The sequence below is a fragment of the Collimonas arenae genome, from assembly GCF_001584165.1.
GTDB lineage: Bacteria > Pseudomonadota > Gammaproteobacteria > Burkholderiales > Burkholderiaceae_D > Collimonas > Collimonas arenae.
The window spans coordinates 4,669,815-4,684,919 of sequence record NZ_CP013233.1 but is presented as its reverse complement, the minus strand read 5'-3'; the positions used below and the strand labels follow the sequence as shown (position 1 = coordinate 4,684,919).

At 55.4% G+C, this 15,105-nt stretch carries 7 protein-coding genes; 4 read left to right on the top strand and 3 right to left on the bottom strand.

Annotated elements, in window-relative coordinates; genetic code table 11:
• Positions 1–311: 311 nt before the first annotated feature.
• On the top strand, positions 312–4,037 hold the full coding sequence (putA, locus tag CAter10_RS21485; protein ID WP_061535507.1) for a trifunctional transcriptional regulator/proline dehydrogenase/L-glutamate gamma-semialdehyde dehydrogenase: 3,726 nt from the start codon (positions 312–314) through the stop codon (positions 4,035–4,037).
• A gap of 138 nt (positions 4,038–4,175) precedes the next feature.
• Here the strand turns inward: putA and CAter10_RS23195 are convergent, their stop codons facing one another.
• A complete protein-coding gene (locus CAter10_RS23195; RefSeq protein ID WP_061535052.1) occupies positions 4,176–6,074 on the bottom strand; it encodes a DUF3300 domain-containing protein in 1,899 nt (632 codons plus the stop codon).
• Between the two features lie 263 nt (positions 6,075–6,337).
• Between CAter10_RS23195 and CAter10_RS21475 the strand changes: the two genes are divergently transcribed.
• Positions 6,338–8,365 (top strand): AsmA family protein, encoded by a 2,028-nt coding sequence (locus tag CAter10_RS21475; RefSeq protein ID WP_061535051.1) that lies wholly within the window; start codon positions 6,338–6,340, stop codon positions 8,363–8,365.
• Positions 8,366–8,441: 76 nt separating this feature from the next.
• Here CAter10_RS21475 and CAter10_RS21470 read toward each other — a convergent pair whose 3' ends face one another.
• Together CAter10_RS21470 and CAter10_RS21465 are read right to left on the bottom strand one after the other, a co-directional pair.
• A complete protein-coding gene (locus tag CAter10_RS21470) occupies positions 8,442–9,743 on the bottom strand; it encodes an aspartate carbamoyltransferase (RefSeq protein ID WP_061535050.1) in 1,302 nt (433 codons plus the stop codon).
• An 830-nt stretch (positions 9,744–10,573) separates the two neighbouring features.
• Positions 10,574–11,461, bottom strand: coding sequence for a LysR family transcriptional regulator (locus CAter10_RS21465; protein WP_061535506.1), 888 nt, complete (start codon positions 11,459–11,461; stop codon positions 10,574–10,576).
• 139 nt (positions 11,462–11,600) lie between these two features.
• Between CAter10_RS21465 and CAter10_RS21460 the strand changes: the two genes are divergently transcribed.
• Together CAter10_RS21460 and CAter10_RS21455 are read left to right on the top strand one after the other, a co-directional pair.
• A complete protein-coding gene (locus tag CAter10_RS21460) occupies positions 11,601–13,127 on the top strand; it encodes a CoA-acylating methylmalonate-semialdehyde dehydrogenase (protein ID WP_061535049.1) in 1,527 nt (508 codons plus the stop codon).
• A 170-nt stretch (positions 13,128–13,297) separates the two neighbouring features.
• The gene (locus CAter10_RS21455) at positions 13,298–14,920 is read left to right on the top strand and encodes a GMC family oxidoreductase (RefSeq protein ID WP_061535048.1); all 1,623 of its coding nucleotides are present in this window, start codon (positions 13,298–13,300) and stop codon (positions 14,918–14,920) included.
• Positions 14,921–15,105: the final 185 nt, after the last annotated feature.

The window sequence follows — 15,105 nt, the reverse complement described above, 5'->3', positions numbered from 1 at the left end:
GGCTGTTTTCTGAAAAATTTTATTCGGTTAAATTTTCTCACCAATAACAAAATTTTGATAGCGGCCATTATTACCAGAATTAATCCATGCCGATGCCGCCTACAATCGAACAACTTGGTTTTCAACGAGAGTCAACATAAATCGCCTGACACAACGTCAGCAAGCAATTCTGCAGCCGGACGGCAATGTTGCAATTCCCACAAGATGCATCGCAGGGAGCGTCAGCATTGCCATCCGGCGACGGCGCTTGCGGGCTTGTTCGCAAGCAGCAGCCAATTGACACAATAAATACCCTTACCGAGACAATCGCCATGCCGCCGCTACAGCCGTCATCCCAGCCATCCAGCAATTCCAGTTCCTCAATCATGCCCAGCCCGTTCTCCGCTTTCCACGATGAAGTCATGCGCGACCCGACGCCGTTGCGCGCCGCCATCACCGCCGCTTATCGACGCGATGAAACACTGGCTGTCCAATGGTTGTTGTCGCAGATAGAAAACAACGCGAGCGCCCATGCAGCCAGCCAGACGCTGGCGCGCAAGCTGGTGCAGGCGGTGCGCGAAAAGCGCACCCGCGCATCCGGCGTCGATGCCTTGATGCATGAGTTTTCGCTGTCGTCGGAAGAGGGTGTCGCATTGATGTGCCTGGCCGAAGCGCTGCTGCGGATTCCGGATCACCAGACCGCCGATCGCCTGATCGCCGACAAGATCAGCAAGGGTGACTGGCGCAGCCACTTGGGTGAATCGCCGTCGCTGTTTGTCAATGCCGCAACCTGGGGTTTGCTGATCACCGGCAAGCTGGTCGGCACCAGCAGCGAAAGCGGTTTAGGCTCGGCCCTGACCAAATTGATCGGCAAGGGTGGCGAACCGCTGATCCGCAAGGGCGTCGATGTGGCGATGCGCATGCTGGGCAACCAGTTCGTGACCGGCCAGACCATCGGCGAAGCACTCGACAACAGCCGCGACAATGAAAAACGCGGCTACCGCTATTCCTATGACATGCTGGGCGAAGCGGCGCTGACTGAAGAAGATGCGGCCGCGTATTACCGCTCGTATGAAGAAGCCATCCACGCCATCGGCCGCGCTTCGGCGGGACGCGGCATCAAACAGGGGCCGGGCATCTCGGTCAAACTGTCAGCGCTGCATCCGCGCTATTCGCGCGCGCAGCGGCAACGCACGATGGAACAACTGTTGCCGCGCCTGAAGCAATTACTGCTGCTGGCCAAGCAATACAATATCGGCCTCAACATCGACGCCGAAGAAGCCGACCGCCTGGAATTGTCGCTCGATCTGATGGAAGCGCTGGCCTTCGATGTCGAGTTGGCCGGTTTCGATGGCATCGGATTCGTGGTGCAGGGCTATCAGAAACGCTGTCCTTTCGTGATCGATTACCTGGTCGACCTGGCGCGCCGCAGCGGCCGCAAGTTCATGGTGCGGCTGGTCAAAGGCGCTTATTGGGATTCCGAAATCAAGCGCGCGCAAGTCGACGGCATGCCTGGTTTTCCGGTCTACACGCGCAAGGTATACACCGATGTGTCCTACCTGACTTGCGCACAAAAGCTGCTGGCCTCGACCGACGTCATCTATCCACAATTCGCTACACATAACGCGCATACGCTGGCGACCATCTACAGCTGGGCGAAAGAAAAGAACATCACCGACTACGAATTCCAGTGCCTGCACGGCATGGGCGAAACGCTGTACGACCAGGTGGTCGGCAAGGACATGCTGGACAAGCCATGTCGTATCTACGCACCGGTCGGTTCGCATCAGACCCTGCTCGCCTACCTGGTGCGGCGCCTGCTGGAAAACGGCGCCAACTCGTCGTTCGTCAACCAGATCGTCGATGAAAGCGTATCGATCGATTCGCTGATTGCCGATCCGCTGCAAACCGCTCAGCAGCTCGGCGGCGAGCCGCATCCGCACATTGCGCTGCCGGCTGCAATGTATGGCGCAGAGCGCAGGAATTCTGCCGGTCTCGATCTCAGCAACGAAGAAGTGCTGCGCCAAGTCGATATCGCCTTCGAAACGCTCGGCAAGCAACAATGGCACGCCACGCCGCTGCTGGCGGAACTGCATGTCTACAGCCGTACGGCAAGGCCAGTGCTGAACCCGGCCGATCATCGGGATGTGGTCGGCAGCGTGGTCGAAGCGACCACCGCAGATGTCGACAATGCCTTGCACGCCGCCACCACGTACGCGATGGATTGGCAAACCCTGCCGCCGACAGAGCGCGCCGAGAAACTGGAGCGTGCTGCAGCGCTGTTTGAGGTGCAGCAGCTGGAACTGATTTCGCTGGCGATCCGGGAGGCCGGAAAATCGCTGCCGAACGCCATCGCCGAAGTGCGCGAAGCGGTTGATTTCCTGCGCTATTACGCGGCACAAATCCGTCACACCCAGAATGCGCTGGCGCTGGGACCGGTGGTCTGCATCAGCCCCTGGAATTTCCCGCTGGCGATCTTTGTCGGTGAAGTCAGTGCAGCGCTGGCAGCCGGCAACGTTGTGCTGGCCAAGCCGGCCGAACAAACCCCGCTGATCGCGGCGCGTGCGGTGCAGCTACTGCATGAAGCGGGCATCCCGCGCGCGGCATTGCAATTCCTGCCGGGCCAGGGCGAGACCGTCGGCGCTACGCTGACCGGCGATCCACGCGTCAAGGGCGTGATCTTCACCGGCTCGACCGAAGTTGCGCAACTGATCAACCGCACGCTGGCCAAGCGTGCTTTGGAGGAATCGGTAGACCTGCCGTTGATCGCAGAGACAGGCGGTCAGAATGCCTTGATCGTTGACTCCAGCGCGTTGCCGGAACAGGTGGTGCAGGACGTGCTGAATTCAGCATTCGATAGCGCCGGCCAGCGTTGCTCGGCATTGCGCGTGCTGTGCCTGCAAAACGATATTGCGGATCGCACGCTGCATATGTTGAAGGGAGCGATGCAGGAACTGCGGATCGGCAATCCGGATCGCCTGGCAACCGACATCGGCCCGGTAATCGACGCCGAAGCGCAGGGCAATCTGCTGGCCCACATTGAGAAAATGCGTGGCGCCGCCAAGGATTTCTACCAGCTGCCGCTGCCGGAAGAACAGCGCAATGGTACGTTCGTGGCGCCAACGCTGATCGAGATTGGTTCGCTGTCCGAATTGAAACGCGAAGTATTCGGCCCGGTCTTGCACGTGCTGCGCTATGCCCGCAATACGCTGCCGCAACTGGTCGATGCCATCAATGCTACCGGTTACGGCTTGACCCTCGGCATTCACTCGCGCATCGATGAAACCATCGACTTCATCGTCAGCCATGCCCATGTCGGCAACATTTACGTCAACCGCAATATCGTCGGCGCCGTGGTCGGCGTGCAGCCGTTCGGCGGCGAAGGCAAATCGGGAACCGGCCCCAAAGCCGGCGGCCCTCTATACCTGAAGCGCCTGCAGCGCAATCCCATCGTTTCGCTAGGCGCGCATACGATCCATGCGCCTAACGCGGAAGTCGACACACCCGCGCTACAAGCCTTGCTGGGCTGGGCACGGACCCATGGCCACCAGCGCGTTGCCGCGCTCGGCGAAGAGTACCTGCACGCCAGTTGGCTCGGCACTTCGCTGGTGCTGCCAGGCCCGACCGGCGAACGCAACAGCCTGTCGTTCGCACCGCGCGGTGCGATCCTTTGCAGCGCGGACAATGTCGGCGCAATGCTGAATCAACTGGCTGCGGTTTTTGCTACCGGTAATTTCCCGGTGATTGAAAAGGCCTCGGCCGCGATGATTCCACAAGGGTTGCCGAAAGCGGTGCATGCGGCGATTCGACTGGTCGATGGCATTGATGCAAATGCTATAGGCGTACCCCTGCATTTGGCGCTGGTCGACGGCGCTGGCACGTGGCGCTTGCGTCCCTTGCTGGCAACATTGGGGGAGCAAAGTGGGGCGCTGGTACCGCTCCTGGAAACGTCGGAATACGGATCGATCCCGTTGTGGCGCTTGCTGGCGGAACGGGCTGTATGCGTCAACACCACCGCCGCCGGGGGTAATGCGAGCCTGATGACTTTGCAGGCTTGATTTTCGCCGGGGCAACGCGCAAGCTGCGAAAGTGAAAAAGCTGGCTGAACTCACGTTCAGCCAGCTTTTTTTTTGCACTCCAGGATGACGAATTCGCTTTACTCCAGCCGCTAGCCCGATCAGCGACTTCCAACCCGCTTACTTGTGATCTTCATTCCGCTTATCCGGATGATTGCCATCGTGATGCGGCTGTTCGTGATTTTGTGCAGGCGCAGATGGATGCGGCGCCGGCATAGGTGGCCGTGCCTGTGGTTGAGGTTGAGGCTGCGGCCTAGCCTGTGGTGCCGGTGCCTGCGGGCGTGGTTCCGGGCGGTTAAAAACCGGTGGTGGGGCGGCCGGCGCCGGACGATTCATTTCCGGATGCATTTGCTGACCACCATTTGGCCTGTTTTGAAATTGTTCCGGCGGCCGGTTCTGTACATTTTGCGGCGGCTCGAACGGTTGCGCCCTTGGTGCCGGCGCGGCCGGATGATTCACAGCCGGCTGCTGCAGATTGCCGCCAAACGGATGCTGGTTAAGATTGACGGGGGGCTTTTCCAAATCAAGATGGCGCGGCTGGACCGGAACATGGGTCTGGGCATTTTGCTGCAACGGATTTGGCGTTGGCCTGCCGTTTTGCGCCGGTTGGCCAAAATTGGGCCGTCCCGGTTCATTCTGCGGCGCCGGATTCGCTCCAGGATGGACAAAGCCCGGACGCGCTAGCTGATTTGCGGTCGCAGCGCCAAGCGGAGCAGTAGTTTGCGGAATCCTGCCGAAATTCGGCCGCGTCATGTTGTTGAAGTCTGGTCGCACGTGCGCTTGCTGTTGGCTACCGCCGAACTGCTGTCCATTTGGCATCGCGTTCTGGTTCGGACGCGGCTGGCCGGGATTACCTTGCGGCGCAAAGTTGGGACGCGCCGAATTGAAATTGGCTGCGCCTCCGCCCGGTTGGCCAGGACGCGCACCATTGGCCAAAGCGGGATTGTTGGCCGGGCCCGGTCCGAAATTATTCCGGGTAACGTTGTTGTTATTAATCACCGTGTTGTTGTAGTTGTTGGTAACCCGGTTGACGATGGTGGTGGAGCGCGACACATACGTGTTGTTGTTGTACACCACCGCCGGCCGGTGCCAACCACCGCCGCCGCCATCGCCATCGCCGCGCCAGTTGCCGCCGCCCCCTGGGCCGCCCCAGTGCACACCCCACGAATTCCAGCCCCAGTCGTGGTGGCCGATCAACGCGCCGACTGCAATGCCCACGCCAAACGTAATCACGCCGGCAGTGACTATTTCACCGGGCGGATAGTAAGCCGGTGGAGGTTGATAGTAATAGCCCGGATAGACTGGCAACGGTTCACCATACACGACGCTCGGATTGTAGTCCGGCACATACACCACATCTGGTTCCGCTGGTTCGATCACGATGGTTTCGGGCGGCGGTGGTATCACTTCCGGCCCCGCATACACCAGCGGTTCGCCAGGCGGCAGCGCATAGTTGGCTGGCGGCGCCGGCTGCACGCGTGGCGCAACGGCAATCCGCTGCCGCTGGTTGTTTTTCAGGTTGCCGCTGCTGGCTGCGCGCTGGCGCATGACCTGAATCGCATTCATCACGTCGGTCGGATCATTGACATATGCATCGCCGAGCGCCGAAGTCCAGGGAATATTGTGGGCCATCTGGTCCAAAACGCTTGGGAACTGCGCCACGCCTTTGACACTGACATCCCAAGGTTGCTGATTGATTGCATCCTGCAGCTGGCCACCTTTCAGGTTTTTGTTCTGCGCCAGCCAGTTATCGGCCGCCGTGATCTGGTCTGGATAGCTGGAGGCAGCCAGGACCTGCGCCAACAGCTTGTCGGGGAACAGCGCGATCGGCCCGACCAGCTGGTATAACTGGTCGGCAGTTGGAGGCACATACGGCTGCGCCGCCTGGGCTTGGGGGGCTGGCGGCACCGATGCGGCGGTGCCGGCATCCGTTTTTTTGTCGCACCCGGCCAGCGGCAACAACGCCACGCACAACGAAGCGCTGAGCATCAGCGAAAGGGTTTTTTTATTATTTGTCATTTTTTACTCCACACAACATGAAATGGCAGTTGTTACAAGCTAGCATGCTGGATTTCCGTCGCAACAATAGGTTACAAACTATTGCATGTCTCACAGAAAACAAACGCTTGGACGCGATGGCGCCGTGCTTGTTGTGTAACGCCTGGACAAGGAGTCTCGATGACATACAATCTTTATGGTAGTTGTTATTTGGAAAATATTAACTATTGTTTCATCAGTGCCTGTCTGTTGAACCTTTCCAATTTGGTTGCCTCACAAATTTCATGACTACAAAAAAAATCCGCCCCGTCAGGCTGTTGTTGTGTACGTTGGCCTTATTGGCAGCGTTGTTCGCCTTATGTATTGCATTGCTGCTCACATTCGATTGGAATCGGGCCAAACCGTGGCTCAACCAGACTGTCAGCGAGGCCACCGGCCGCCCGTTTGCGATCCGAGGCGATTTGTCGCTGAGTTGGCAAAAGTCGCAATCGGACCAGGATAGCTGGCGGCGCTGGATACCATGGCCACGCCTGAGCGCCAATGACATCGTGTTCGACAATCCGGAGTGGGCCAAGACCGGCCCGCACATGGCTGAGATCGGCCAGCTGACGTTTTCACTCAGCCCCTTGCCACTGCTGGCGCACCGGATTGTCTTGCCCGAGCTGGAACTCAATGCGCCGAACATCGCGCTGGAACGCCAGCAGAATGGCGAAAACAACTGGACCTTCGCATCCAGTGGGCCATCGGCCTGGCAGCTTGACCTGCAAAAGCTGGTTTTGGCGAAAGGCACTGTGCGATTGCTGGACCCGGTCAGCAAACTTGATATCAAAGCCGATATCGACAGCCTGCCTGCCACCAGCGCAGAAGGCTATGGCATCGGCTGGAAGGTGGCCGGCACGTTCAACAAGACTGCTGTCAGCGGCGACGGCAGGGCCGGCGCGGTGCTGTCGTTGCAAAACTCAAGCACACCTTATCCATTACAAGCCAGTGTCCGTGTCGGCAAGACCGCGATTGCCATCCAGGGCACCCTGACCAAACCGAGCGACCTGGCCGCACTCGACCTGCGCCTGAAATTGTCAGGCGCCAGCATGTCGAATCTGTTTCCATTGACCGGCATCGTGCTGCCGGCGACGCCGCCGTTCGCCACCGAAGGGCACTTGATCGGCAAACTCAACAGCGCCGGCGGCGACTGGATCTATGAGAAGTTCAGCGGTCACGTCGGTTCCAGCGATTTGTCCGGCACGCTGGAGTATGTGGCGCAAAAACCGCGGCCCTTGCTGAAGGGTACGCTGCTGTCCAATCAGCTGCGGCTGCAAGACCTGGCGCCGCTGATCGGCGCCGATTCGAACGCCAGCAAGGCCAATCGCGGCGACGGCGTGGCGCAACCAAGCGGCAAGGTGCTGCCGGTCGAGCAATTCGACACCACGCGATGGGGCAGCATCGACGCCGATGTCAAATTCACCGGCCGCAAGATCATCCGCGACAAGGAGTTGCCGATCCAGGACCTGGTCGCCGATGTGCACATGAAGGATAGCGTGCTGTCGTTGACGCCATTGAATTTCGGCGTAGCCGGCGGCAACTTGATTTCCAACATCAAGCTCGACGGTAGCAACAAACTGATCAAGGCGGAAATAAAAATGTCGGCGCGCCACCTGAAAATCAAGCAATTATTTCCGGCGCTGGAGTCTGCACAAGCTAGTTTAGGCGAAGTGAATGGTGATGCCTCGTTATCGGCAGTGGGCAATTCGGTGGCGACCTTGCTGGGCGCATCGAACGGCGAAGTGAAAACCCTGATCAACCAGGGCACCATCAGCAAATTCCTGCTGGAGGCGGCTGGCTTGAACATCGGCAACGTGGTGATTTCCAAGCTGTTCGGCGACAAGCAGGTCAAGCTGAACTGCCTGGCCAGCGACTTTGCCGTCAGCAATGGCGTGATGGATGCGCGCACATTCGTGCTCGACACCGACGACGCCATCATTAATATCGAAGGCCAGGTCAACCTGGCCAAGGAAACCCTGGCGCTGACCATCAATCCAAAGAACAAAGGCCTGCGGATCTTCTCGCTGCGCGCGCCGCTGCACCTCACAGGAACGTTCAAAGACCCTGACGTCGGGGTCGACAAGGGCGTGCTGGCCTTGAAGGCTGGCGGCGCTGTGGCGCTTGGCGTACTGGCGCCGGTTGCGGCCTTGCTGCCATTGATCAATATCGGGCCGGACCAGCATAGCGATTGCGCGGGCCTGCTGGCAGAGGCGAAGCAAAAGCCGGTGGCGCCGCCGCCGGGCAAGACCTTAAAGTCAAAGAATCCGCACTAATCCCTTCAGGTCCTCTCTTTTGCGCCGGCCTCGCCATTTACAGAATGGACAGCCGGCGCAATTTCTTCCTCATCCCTCAGTCGAGTCCGTCAAACGCCGCATCATCCGGTCCGACGTGTGACGGCGAGCGCCAACTCGCGTCGCGCATCGAATGCTGCACCTGGTTTTCCACTCCCAACAAGATGGCAAAAATAGCCATCCGAACGGGTATGCCGTTGTCGGTTTGGCGGAAGATCGCCAGTCGCGGATCATGGTTCAAGTCGGTACTGAGATCGTTGGCGCCGGGCCTGCCGTCGCGTGGCAATGGGTGCATGACGATGGTGCTGGCGCCGCAGCTGGCATCGATCAAAGCCTGGTTGATCTGGAATTCCGGCGTATAGCCTTCTATTGCTTCGTCAGCAAAGCGTTCTTTCTGGATGCGCGTCGCATAGACGATGTCCGCTCCCTTCAAGCCTTGCGCCAGCGAAGTCGTTTGCTCCACCACATGGCCGCCGCGTGAAATCCGTTCCAGGATGTGCGCCGGCATTTCGAGCGTCGGCGGAGCAATCAGCGTGAACTTCAAGCCGCGGTACAAGGCCAGCAACTTGATCAGCGAGTGCACCGTGCGGCCATATTTCAAGTCGCCGACCATGACGATGTGCGCGCCATCAATCAATTTGCCCAGGCGCGAGAATTCACGCTGGATCGTGTACAGGTCAAGAATCGCCTGGCTCGGATGTTCTCCCGGCCCGTCGCCGCCATTAATCACCGGGATGTTGGTGGCGCGCGCAAACTCGTCAACCGCGCCTTGTTCCGGATGGCGCACCACCAATGCGTCGACATAACCGCTGATGACACGGCTCGTGTCGTAAATCGATTCGCCCTTGGTCATCGAAGAGAAGGTAAAGCCGGTGGTGTCGCACACCGAGCCTCCAAGCCGGCAAAAAGCGGCTCCAAAGCTGATACGCGTGCGTGTGCTGGCTTCAAAGAACAAATTGGCTAGTACGGCACCCTCCAGTATGCGCGACACCTTCTGGCGCCTCGCAATGGGCTGCATCATGTCTGCGACGCGGAACAGGTCTTCCAGCGAATCGCGCGAAAACTGGTCGACAGATAGCAGCTGCGGCTTGCCGGCATGACCGATGATCGTCCGGAGAGGGACGTTTGGTTTTGCTATATATACGCTCTGCGTATTTCTCGCTTCTGGTAACTCGCCATGCAATATTTCGTTGACGAATTTGCTGACAATGTCAGGCATGGCGCGAAATTCGCCCGATATTTCCGGTAACAACCAAGTATCCAATGCACGTTTGCGAACGCCGATGCGGTCCGAAAAATGATCCCTGGTAAGGTTCAAGCGCCGCATTGCATCACGAAGAAAAGTCTGTTGATCGATCATTCATATCTCCCAATATACGCTTTGCGTACATTACTGCTTTCAGCTTTGGCTGTCCAGATTTTTAAAAAATCCTTGCTGCTCATAATTTAATCAGAGAAAAATTTTTCGAATTTCCCCTTCGCAACTCAAAAAACGGCTGTAAACGGACATTTTTTGCAATTTTGTGAATAAAGCTGTGGATATCTTGCTTTTGAATTGTGGATATCAGAGTTAGTTTTCCACAGGCGACTTTTTATCCAAGAATTATTCTTTTGCGATACACCGATTACCAAGCTTTTATCCAATTTGTAAGCCATTGAATGAATAGTCAAATTTTGAGTTATCCACAGGAAAACAGGTCGTTAACTACTACTACTATTTGTATATATAAATCTTTAAATACAAAACCGAAGCACTTTTTTTCTTGAAATTGCCCGAAAAAAAGCGGTTGATGAAAAAAATCACTTTTTCAAAAAAAATGATTTTTTTACACAACTCTGTTTAAGAAAATTTATTGAGAATTTCTACGTGAAAAGCAGAAAAAGAAGGGATGCAATGAAACAACTGTGGATAAGTCTTTGGATAACACCAGGAATCCATTGTGAATAATCCAGATAGAAATCCACAACCTATTTTTTATCCAAGAAATGTTCTTTCCAGATACAAGGCTTACCAAGTCTTTATCCAAGTCGTAAGTGCTTGAATGAATAGTCAAATTTTGAGTTGTCCACAGAAAAACAGGTGGTTAACTACTACTACTATTTATATATATAAATCTTTAAATTTAAACCTGAAGAAGTTGGTTTTCCAAAAAAACGGGTCTACAGGACAAAGAAAATGCCTTTAGAACATCAATTTCCCCAAATTGTTTGCAATATGGCAAAAATAGCGGCAATGATTGGTTCGTCTTTACGTTTATCCAGGGTAATAAACGACAATTCAGTGGATAAATTCACCGTATCGGAGATCACCAAACCATGTGCATGTGCTTCGCGAAGTGCAATTGACTCTCTGACAAGAGAAAGACCGACTCCAGATTTCACCAAATCCAGCATCGATGGTTCCTGATCAACCAAAGCAACTTTATTCGGAGTAACTTTGTGTTGAGCAAAAGTTTTGCTGAGTAAACGATGATGAGCAGATTCTGGGGGAGTCCAGATCCAGGGTAATTTTGCCAATGCCGGCCAGTCTTTTCCGGAAATGCGATTTTTCCAACCCGACGGTGCAAGCACGCAGTAAGTAAATTGTGTCAATGTCAGTCGATGAAAACTCTTGTTCGGGATGCCCAGGTAGTAGCCGACATCGAGATGACCGGACTTAATCTGCTGCAAGACATCACCCGACATGCTGTGCTGCAACTGTGTAGAAAGTTGTGGATAACTCTCAACAAGTCGTTTGAGAAATGCGCCAAGACGGATAAATTCAGGATCGAGAATCGTGCCGATTGCGAGTTTTCCACTGAGTGTTTCCAAGTGACTTGGATGCAGGCTTTCAGCTTGTTGCCGCAGTTCGGACATGCTGGCAATGGCGCGTTCGGCAAAAGGCAGTAACTTGATGCCTTCGTCGGTCAACGCCATGCCACTGGGAACGCGGGTGAATAATTGCAGATTCAGATTTGCCTGTAGCGATTTGATTTGCAGGCTGACAGCCGGCTGAGTGACATGCAGCAATTCGGCGGCTCGGGTCAGATTGCCTTCACGGGCGACCGTGACAAAGGCGCGAAGCAGTGTAAGGTCCATTGCCTGATTTTTCATCAAAGGGGTTTCATTATTAAGGTTTCTTATATCGATATTGATGATAACTCATTGGATTGTTGGTAGTTCAAACGATATTCTGGGCAAAAAATAATTCAACCCGGCTTCATTAAAAGGAATCCTTATGACTACCTCTTCAATCAATATTCCGCTGATCCAGCATTTCATCAATGGCAAAGTGACCGAATCCAGTAGCGGCCGCATGCAGGATGTGTTTAACCCGGCAACCGGGGCCGCGTCTGCAAAAGTCGTATTGGGCAACGTTGAAGAAGTGAACGCCGCGGTAGCCGCGGCTTCCGCGGCTGCGCCTGCTTGGGCCGACACGGCGCCACTAAAGCGTGCGCGTGTGATGTTCAAGTTCAAGGAATTAATGGAGCAGCATCACGATGCATTGGCAGCTGCGATCACCCGTGAACACGGCAAGGTTTTTTCCGATGCCAAAGGTGAAGTGACGCGTGGCCTGGAAATCGTTGAGTTCGCCTGCGGCATTCCGCAGCTGTTGAAAACGCAATTCACTGACAACATCGGTGGTGGCATCGATAACTGGAACCTGCGCCAGCCGCTCGGCGTTACTGTGGGCATCACGCCGTTCAATTTTCCGGTGATGGTGCCGTTGTGGATGGCGCCGCTGGCGATCGCTACCGGTAATACGTTTATCTTGAAGCCATCCGAACGCGATCCGTCGCCGTCGCTGATGATTGCTGATTTGTTGCAGCAGGCCGGTTTGCCGGACGGCGTCTTCAATGTGGTGCAGGGCGACAAGCTGGCCGTTGATGCCTTGTTGCAGCATCCCGACGTGAAGGCAGTATCCTTTGTCGGCTCGACGCCGATTGCTGAATATATCTATCAGCAGGGTGCGCAACGCAAAGGCGCTTATCCGCTCAGGGTACAAGCGTTGGGTGGCGCCAAAAATCATCTGGTGGTGATGCCGGATGCCGATCTGGAACAGGCGGTGGATGCATTGATGGGAGCAGCCTACGGCTCTGCCGGCGAGCGTTGCATGGCGATTTCCGTGGCGGTCGCGGTCGGCGATGTCGCGGATAAATTAATTGAAGCACTGATTCCACGCGTGAAGGCGTTGAAGATCAAGAACGGCATGGAGCTCGATGCGGAAATGGGGCCGGTCGTCAGTGCTGCGCACAAGGACAAGATCGAGACATATATCGACAGCGGCGTGCGCGCTGGAGCGAAATTGCTGGTTGATGGGCGCGGCTTGAAAGTACCAGGTCTGGAACAAGGATTTTTCCTTGGCGGTTCGTTGTTTGACCAGGTTACGCCGGAGATGCAGATTTATCGGGAAGAGATTTTCGGGCCGGTGTTGTGCATCGTTCGTGTTCCCGATTTTGCTGCTGCAGTGAGCCTGATCAATGCGCATGAGTTTGGCAACGGCGTGTCGTTGTTCACCTCGGATGGCAATACTGCACGCGATTTTTCGCGGCGTGTAGAGGTTGGCATGGTTGGCGTCAACGTGCCGATTCCGGTGCCGATGGCATGGCATTCGTTTGGCGGCTGGAAGCGCTCGTTGTTTGGCGATACGCATGCTTATGGTGAAGAAGGCGTGCGATTTTATACGCGCTACAAATCGATCATGCAACGCTGGCCGCAGACGATTTCAAAAGGCGCTGAGTTCACCATGCCAGTTGCCAAGTAAATAGTGTAAATAATTAAAATTACAAACAGTATAAATAATATTATTGTTTATTTTATTCAGCCAGCGATGTTTCATGTGACTTGAAAATCGCTGGTTTGAAATTGCAATAATAAGTCGAAGAGCAGACGTAGAACAGATTGTCGCAGCACACAATAAATAGAAAGAGACGAATGGAATCTGCAGGGAATTACGACTACATCATCATCGGTGCGGGAACCGCTGGCTGCGTTCTGGCGAATCGCTTGAGCCAGGACAGTTCGGTAAAAATTCTGCTGATAGAAGCAGGTGCAAAAGACGATTACATCTGGATTCATATTCCTGTCGGTTACCTGTATTGCATCAATAATCCACGTACCGACTGGTTATATCGGACCGAGCCGGATCCTGGCTTGCGCGGCCGCAGCCTGATTTATCCGCGCGGTAAAGTGTTGGGCGGCAGCTCGTCGATCAACGGCATGATCTATATGCGCGGCCAGGCCCGCGATTACGATGAATGGGCGCAATTGACCGGTGATGATGCCTGGCGCTGGGAGCATGTTCTGCCGCTGTTCAAGAAGAGTGAAGATCACTATAAAGGTGCCGATGAATTTCATGGCGCCGGCGGTGAATGGCGGGTCGAAAAGCAGCGTTTGTCGTGGCAGATCCTGGATGCGTTCAGGGATGCTGCTGCCGAAACCGGGATTCCTAAGACTGACGATTTCAATCGCGGCGACAATGAAGGATCCGGGTATTTCGACGTCAACCAGAAACGCGGCATACGCTGGAATGCATCCAAAGCTTTCCTGCGTTCAGCTAGCGGTCGCGGCAATCTGACGATCATGACCGGCTGCCAGGTCAAGCGTCTGCTACTGGAACGCGGTGAGCAGGGCGTGGTGTGCAAGGGTGTTGAGTTTTCCGGCGGCGGACGGGAATGGAATGCCGAAGCCAGTCGAGAGACCTTGCTGAGTGCCGGCGCGGTCGGCTCTCCACAGATTTTGCAGTTGTCTGGCATCGGTCCTGCCGCGCTGTTGCAACAGCTGCAGATTCCGGTACAGGTTGATTTGCCAGGCATCGGTGAAAACCTGCAAGACCATTTGCAGATCCGTATGGCGTTCAAGGTGAGCGGCGTCAAAACACTCAACACAATGAGCAGCAACTGGTTCGGCAAGGCGAAGATCGGCATGCAATATCTGTTGTCGCAAAGCGGACCGATGTCGATGGCGCCGTCGCAGTTGGGCGCCTTTGCCAAGTCTGATCCGGCTCAGGCCAGCGCCAATCTGGAATATCACGTGCAACCTTTATCATTGGAGAAATTCGGCGATCCGCTGCATACCTTTCCGGCTTTTACCGCCAGCGTTTGCAACTTGCGGCCAACTTCGCGCGGACATGTGCGGATTGCGTCGGGCGATGCCGGTGTGGCGCCGAAGATCACGCTAAATTACCTAGATACTGTCGAAGACCGAGCCGTTGCCGCCGCATCGGTGCGATTGACGCGCAAGATCGTTGCCGCTCCGGCACTGCAGAAATATGCGCCGGAAGAGTTCAAGCCTGGCCTGCAATATCGGACTGAAGAAGAATTGGTCGACGCTGCCGCCGAGGTCGGCACGACCATTTTCCATCCGGTCGGGACTTGCAAGATGGGACATGCAGCTGACCCTATGGCGGTGGTAGACAGCAAATTGAGAGTGAAGGGGGTTGCCGGATTGCGGGTGGTCGATGCGTCGGTCATGCCGACCATTACGTCAGGAAACACCAACTCGCCAACCTTGATGATTGCAGAAATGGCTGCGGGTTTTGTCAAGGAGAGCCGATGATGGGGGAGCCGATGCAGGCTTGTGAAGTTGATAAGTAATGTGCGGCTTTGCCTGAATCGCGGTCGATAGTGTTGTTTTCGGTAATTTGTCAGGCAATTCTGATTTTCGTCTAAGTTTTTGTATAGTATTTCTACGTATTGCTCCGTCAGAGTGGCACCGGTAGTATCCGTAAAAAAATATAAGGG

Excerpts from the sequence above, each read along its gene's own strand:
- putA (WP_061535507.1), top strand. The coding sequence starts at position 312 with ATGCCGCCGCTACAGCCGTCATCCCAGCCATCCAGCAATTCCAGTTCC.
- CAter10_RS23195 (WP_061535052.1), bottom strand. The coding sequence starts at position 6,074 with ATGACAAATAATAAAAAAACCCTTTCGCTGATGCTCAGCGCTTCGTTG.
- CAter10_RS21475 (WP_061535051.1), top strand. The coding sequence starts at position 6,338 with ATGACTACAAAAAAAATCCGCCCCGTCAGGCTGTTGTTGTGTACGTTG.
- CAter10_RS21470 (WP_061535050.1), bottom strand. The coding sequence starts at position 9,743 with ATGATCGATCAACAGACTTTTCTTCGTGATGCAATGCGGCGCTTGAAC.
- CAter10_RS21465 (WP_061535506.1), bottom strand. The coding sequence starts at position 11,461 with ATGGACCTTACACTGCTTCGCGCCTTTGTCACGGTCGCCCGTGAAGGC.
- CAter10_RS21460 (WP_061535049.1), top strand. The coding sequence starts at position 11,601 with ATGACTACCTCTTCAATCAATATTCCGCTGATCCAGCATTTCATCAAT.
- CAter10_RS21455 (WP_061535048.1), top strand. The coding sequence starts at position 13,298 with ATGGAATCTGCAGGGAATTACGACTACATCATCATCGGTGCGGGAACC.